This window comes from Streptomyces sp. NPDC046900, assembly GCF_040644975.1.
GTDB lineage: Bacteria > Actinomycetota > Actinomycetes > Streptomycetales > Streptomycetaceae > Streptomyces.
Genome location: NZ_JBEYXD010000194.1, coordinates 1 through 5,272, shown reverse-complemented (window position 1 = coordinate 5,272; position 5,272 = coordinate 1). Strand labels below are relative to the sequence as shown.

General features: G+C 66.2%; 6 protein-coding genes and 2 pseudogenes. 5 read left to right on the top strand and 3 right to left on the bottom strand.

Features of this window, described 5'->3' with window-relative positions; translation table 11 throughout:
- On the top strand, positions 1 to 1,148 hold a 1,148-nt coding region (locus ABZ904_RS50435; protein WP_361830990.1), incomplete at its 5' end, for an IS200/IS605 family accessory protein TnpB-related protein.
- Positions 1,149 to 1,319: 171 nt separating this feature from the next.
- Entirely contained in the window at positions 1,320 to 1,604 is a 285-nt protein-coding gene (gene tatA, locus ABZ904_RS50430; RefSeq protein WP_359409260.1) for a Sec-independent protein translocase subunit TatA, read from the top strand.
- Between the two features lie 223 nt (positions 1,605 to 1,827).
- Here tatA and ABZ904_RS50425 read toward each other — a convergent pair whose 3' ends face one another.
- The gene (locus ABZ904_RS50425) at positions 1,828 to 2,259 is read right to left on the bottom strand and encodes a sec-independent translocase (protein ID WP_361005130.1); all 432 of its coding nucleotides are present in this window, start codon (positions 2,257 to 2,259) and stop codon (positions 1,828 to 1,830) included.
- A 155-nt stretch (positions 2,260 to 2,414) separates the two neighbouring features.
- Between ABZ904_RS50425 and ABZ904_RS50420 the strand changes: the two genes are divergently transcribed.
- On the top strand, positions 2,415 to 2,990 hold the full coding sequence (locus ABZ904_RS50420) for a TerD family protein (RefSeq protein WP_361005133.1): 576 nt from the start codon (positions 2,415 to 2,417) through the stop codon (positions 2,988 to 2,990).
- Positions 2,991 to 3,298: 308 nt separating this feature from the next.
- Here ABZ904_RS50420 and ABZ904_RS50415 read toward each other — a convergent pair whose 3' ends face one another.
- Both ABZ904_RS50415 and ABZ904_RS50410 read right to left on the bottom strand, forming a co-directional pair.
- Positions 3,299 to 3,439: a hypothetical protein gene (locus ABZ904_RS50415; protein WP_361005157.1), complete on the bottom strand. Its 141-nt coding sequence runs from the start codon at positions 3,437 to 3,439 to the stop codon at positions 3,299 to 3,301.
- Positions 3,440 to 3,735: 296 nt separating this feature from the next.
- Positions 3,736 to 3,912: pseudogene (locus tag ABZ904_RS50410) on the bottom strand (IS5/IS1182 family transposase); the annotation flags it as partial.
- Positions 3,913 to 4,382: 470 nt separating this feature from the next.
- Between ABZ904_RS50410 and ABZ904_RS50405 the strand changes: the two are divergent.
- Together ABZ904_RS50405 and ABZ904_RS50400 are read left to right on the top strand one after the other, a co-directional pair.
- On the top strand, positions 4,383 to 4,853 hold the full coding sequence (locus ABZ904_RS50405; RefSeq protein WP_361830992.1) for a DIP1984 family protein: 471 nt from the start codon (positions 4,383 to 4,385) through the stop codon (positions 4,851 to 4,853).
- A 316-nt stretch (positions 4,854 to 5,169) separates the two neighbouring features.
- Positions 5,170 to 5,272, top strand: a pseudogene (locus tag ABZ904_RS50400) (proteasome accessory factor PafA2 family protein); the annotation flags it as partial.

Sequence of the window (5,272 nt, the reverse complement as noted above, 5' to 3'; positions counted from 1 at the left end):
ACCGCGCTGTGGGCCGGGTCCGGGTGGTGCGCGGCGGGAAGCGGCTCGCGCGCAATCGGCACCACCTCAAGGCCGCCCAGCTCACGCAGGCCCAGGGGCGGCAACGGTGGGAAGCGTCGCGCTGGTTCCTGCAGGCGGACGGGGAATCGGGCAAGCGGTTCGGCAACGAGACCATCCGCGTCACGCCTGAGGGCGAGGTGTCACTGAAGCTGCCGGCGCCGCTTGCCCATCTGGCCAACGCCGCGCATGGCCGGTATACGTTCACCGGCGCTGCCCTCTTCCACCACCGGCGCGAGGAGTGGGCCGACCGCATCACCACGAACCAGTCCGTGGCCTACCGCATCCACTACGACACAGACCGCTCCCGCTGGTACCTCACCGCCTCCTGGACGATCCCGCCGGTCAAGACCGTTCCGCTGTCCCACGGCCGCACAGGCGGTCTGATCGGTGTCGATACGAACGCCGACCACCTCGCCGCCTGGCGCCTCGATCAGCACGGCAACCCATGCGGCGAACCGCGCCGGTTCTTCTACGACCTGTCCGGGAGCGCGGACCATCGTGATGCCCAGGTACGGCATGCACTGATCCGGCTCCTGCACTGGGCGAAACGCCACGAGGTGTCGATCGCGATCGAAGACCTCGACTTCAGCGCGGACAAAACCCGGGAGAAACACGGCCGCAGGAAACGGTTTCGGCGGGTGATCTCCGGCATGCCGGTATCCAAGCTGCGGGCCCGGCTGGTCAGCATGGCGGCCGAACTCGGCATCACGATTGTCGCCGTCGACCCGGCCTACACCAGCAGGTGGGGCGCCCAGCACTGGCAAAAACCTCTCACCACCAAGACCAGGAAGACCAGCCGTCACGATGCCGCGAGCATCGCGATCGGCAGGCGCGCCCTCGGGCACCGCATCCGGCGACGGACGGCACCGCCCCCACACGACCAGAGCGATCGTGTGGGGCATCGGACCGCCCAGGCCGGACACGGCACCCCAGGGCGTGAGGAAACCCGCCCCCGCATCCCCGGACCACGGACACGATCCGTTTCGCCAGACGCGGCACGAAGGCGGCCGACCAGTGCATCCACCACCGTTCGGGATGCGCCAGCTGACCAGGATCGGGTACAAGACTCACTCCTGCTCACGGTCTAGGAACGGTGAGTCATGGCCCCTGATCGTCATCGGTGAGCCCTCGTATGTTCGACTCATACGGAGGGGACGACTCCCCTCTATCACTGTACAGTTGCGCAACGAAGCAATGATGGCAGATGGTGCGCCGCCCCGGTCCGTGCCACTGTCCGGCGAAGAAATGGGATGGGCCAGATGCTCCGCAACGGACTGGAACCTTGGCATCTGCTGGTCGTGGCGATCGTCATCATCGTGCTGTTCGGCTCGAAGAAGCTGCCCGACACCGCCCGCGCGCTGGGCAAGTCGATGCGTATCCTTAAGAGCGAGGCCAAGGCCATGAAGGACGACGGCACCGCGCAATCCACCGCGGCGCAGGCCGAGGACGCCGGCTCCAACGAACCCGCGCCACGCCTCATCAAGTCCGCGCCCGGTGAGAGCGCCGCGGCGCGACCGGCAGCCGAGAGCCGTTCGGCACGCTGAGTTTCCCGTGGTCGGCACACCCTGAGCCGGCCACTACAGGGGCTCGTTCTTCACGCAGAAGTCCCGGCGGCACATGCGCACCCCCGCGATCTGCGTGCCACTCGACGGGGTGTGCGATGGGCAGGGACGCTCGCGGCCGCTCGGACCGGCTCATACGCAAACCCTCCGCAGGCCCGCCGTTGAGCCGTGCGGTCTCCGCGCGCCGCCGGCTGCACAGTCGGCGCTAAGTGGCGTCGGGGTCGAACGCCGCATGCGTGGTCGGTTCGATCGGAGCCTCCTTCGCCAAGGTTACGCACCCGGTCGTCGGCGGATCGTTGCGACTGCCGTTTGCTGCTTCGTGAACTGCTTCTGCGATCTCCGCGAGCTCGCTTCTCGGGTCGAGGGCGCCGCGGATCTCGCCGAGACCGAGGTCGTCGCGCTCGAGGACGTGTTTACGTACGAACGTCTTCGGGTGGAGATCCTCGAACTCGAAGTCCTTGAACTCCGGCCCAAGTTCGGAGCGGATCTCCTGCTTGGTGTCCTCGGAGAACTCGCGCACCTTACGCAGGACCGTGGTCACGTTCTGGATGAATTCGGGCAACTTGTCGGGCCCGAAAAGCAGGACGGCAAGGACCACCAGTGTGATGAGTTCCAGTGGGCCTACATCAGTGAACACGTCAGACCCCTCGCCTTCGTTGCCGCTGGGCCCGCCCGCTGCGGGTGCATCCGACGGCAATACTTTAGATGTTGCGCAATCGTAGGAACCATTGCGCTACAGTCTGCGTTGAAGTCGGTGACCGTACAGACAGCCCACAGTCGGGAGGATGAGCCGTGGGGGTTTCCCTGGCCAAGGGCGGCAACGTGTCGCTGAGCAAGGAGGCGCCGGGCCTCAGCGCAGTTCTGGTCGGCCTCGGCTGGGACGTGCGCACCACCACCGGCGCTGACTACGACCTGGACGCATCCGCATTGCTGCTGAACGCGTCGGGGAAGGTCATCTCCGACCAGCACTTCGTCTTCTACAACAACCTCAGGAGCCCGGACGGCTCGGTCGAGCACACCGGAGACAATCTGACGGGTGAGGGCGAGGGCGACGACGAATCGATCAAGGTGAACCTCGCCACGGTGCCCGCCGAGATCGGCAAGATCGTCTTCCCGGTGTCCATCCATGACGCGGACACACGCGGCCAGAGCTTCGGCCAAGTCCGCAACGCCTTCATCCGCGTGGTGAACCAGGCGAACAACCAGGAGATCGCTCGCTACGACCTGTCCGAGGACGCCTCCTCGGAGACGGCCATGGTCTTCGGCGAGCTGTACCGCCACGGAGGCGAATGGAAATTCCGCGCAGTCGGCCAGGGGTACGCCTCAGGCCTGCGCGGCATCGCCGCCGACTTCGGTGTCAACGTCTGAGACACCGGCCTCGGTCACCCGCCGCCCGCCTGGCTTTTACCCAATCCCCAGAAGCGGGCGGCGGGCCTCAATCGCTCGAAGCGTCTCCGGCAACGACGCCGCCAGGACAGGTTTAGGCGCCAGGCAGAGGCGACTCGACCGAATGTTCGGAACGCCTGATCGACGAAGCAGCGGAGCCGCATCCCGCTTCGCGTCTGTCTCACCGGCCTCGCCACCATCCTCAACAGCATGCTGGCCCGGCTCCAGACGGCCCTCGACCATGACGCCGGGCCACCCCCATGACGTACCGACACCCGGGGGAGTGGAACTTACGTTCCGATCCGCCGTGCCGCCGCCCCGGCGACCTCCTCGGGGCTGTGCGTGCGCAGCAATTCATTCAGCGAGCACTCCAGCTGCGCCCGGCGCGATGACCGGTCATGGGCCAGTGCCTGCACGATCGCTTGTCGCAAGTACTCCTCCGGGGACTCCCGTTCGGCTGCAGCGAGTCGCCGGATCCTTTCGTAGACCTCCTCACGTGGAGGACCAGGCGCAGCGGGAACAGGCGAGCCCCGAGGTGGAGGCACGCATCCGCAGGAGTTTCGAGGCCCAGGGTCTGATGGCGCACCTCGGTGCCCGGATCACGCACATCGTGCCCGGCCGCGTCCATTTCGAACTCTCGGGCAGGCCCGAAGTGATTCATCAGCACAACTACTTCCACGCTGGCGCCACCAGCGCCGTCGCGGACAGTGCCGGTGCGCACCCGCAGTGGTCGCCGACGTGGACGGCCGGGCCCGAGCCGGGGCACGCGAATGCCTTCCAGCACGGCCACGAACTGCGGGCTGTCACCCCGCTGTCCTGCGGTGACCAGGAGCGACAGGGGCCTTTGGCCTTGTTCACAGGCCAGGTGGATTTTGGTGGTCCAGCCGCCCCGGGACCGGCCGAGTGCGTGGTCGTCCGGCTCAGCGCCGATGCCGCCGGGCGGTTCCTTTTGGCTCTGTCCGTCCCGGCGCGCGCCGGCCGCGTGCTGGTGAGCCCGGCAGATCGTGGAATCGACGTTCACTTCCCACAGCAGCCCCGGATCGAAAAGCTACTGCGCTCGCGGGAGACCTTTGTTGAGGACCTCTTCAGCGCACTGCTGGACGAGTTGGGCTTTCCCCAGGCTACCCAGCGCTCACGAGAGCCATAGGAAACGACGTCCTACTCAGCGGCGTAGGGCCCCGGCTGGCTGGATACGGGATGCGCGCCAGGCTGGATACAGCACGAACTGTCGGATTCTCTTTCGTGGCGCTCTGAGTGGCTGTCCGCTCTCACTCCAGTGGCTGGTCAGGGGCTCCGTCGGATCAAATCCAGGTGCGTATGAGCTGGTTCGCACTCGTATACTCGTGCGAGCTCATGGAGGGGGAGGTGGAGACGGTGAAGCTTGCTGAGGCACTGGCAGAACGTGCGGAGGCGACGCGCCGTGTAGAACAGCTGCGAGCGCGCGTTGTTAGCAGTGCGCGGTACCAGGAAGGGGAGACACCCGCCGAGGATGCAGCTCAGCTGTTGGCTGAGGTCGGTGAGGTGCTGGATGCTCTGGAAACGTTGATCCGGCGGATCAACCGGACCAATGCCACCGTGGAGATGAGTCCGGACGGTACGCTCACCGATGCCCTCGCGCGCCGGGATGTCCTGCGGTTGCGTCATTCCGTGGTCACCGCAGCAGCGGACGCGGCGGCGGGTAAGGGCGACCGGGGATACGGCCGGCAGCTCCGGTCCGAGCTGATGATGCTTTCTGCGCTTCCAGTCTCGGATCTTCGTGGTCAGGCGGATGCACTCGCCCGGGAGATCCGCGAGGTCGATGTGCGGATCCAGCGTACGAACTGGGAGGTCGACTTGCTGGACTGAGTAGTCCAGCAAGCTGGGACGATGTGGAGCAGGTAGCAGCTTCGGAGGCGTGCACACACCGAGGGCTGGCGGTTTTCCAGCCCACTCCTGGCGCGTGAAGAGCAACGCGGGGGTTCGACTCCCCACCAAACAGTGCAGCTCAGCACCGCGTACAGGTAACGGCGTACATCGCACAGCACATCACCACGTGCAGATCCGAGGCGGCGAGGGCGGGCTCGGGGCTTTCCACATCGCAGCGTCATGGAGAACGGCGATCTCCGGCGGACTGCTGGCGATTTTGGCGGCGCTCCTGCATCTTTCGCGAACGAGAGTTCCGCGAAAGCCAGGTCGTTTGAGCCAGCCGATCCACCTCTACAAGAACAACACCGACAACAAGGGCGCCTCCTACGGCACGCACGAGAACTACCTGATGAAGCGGG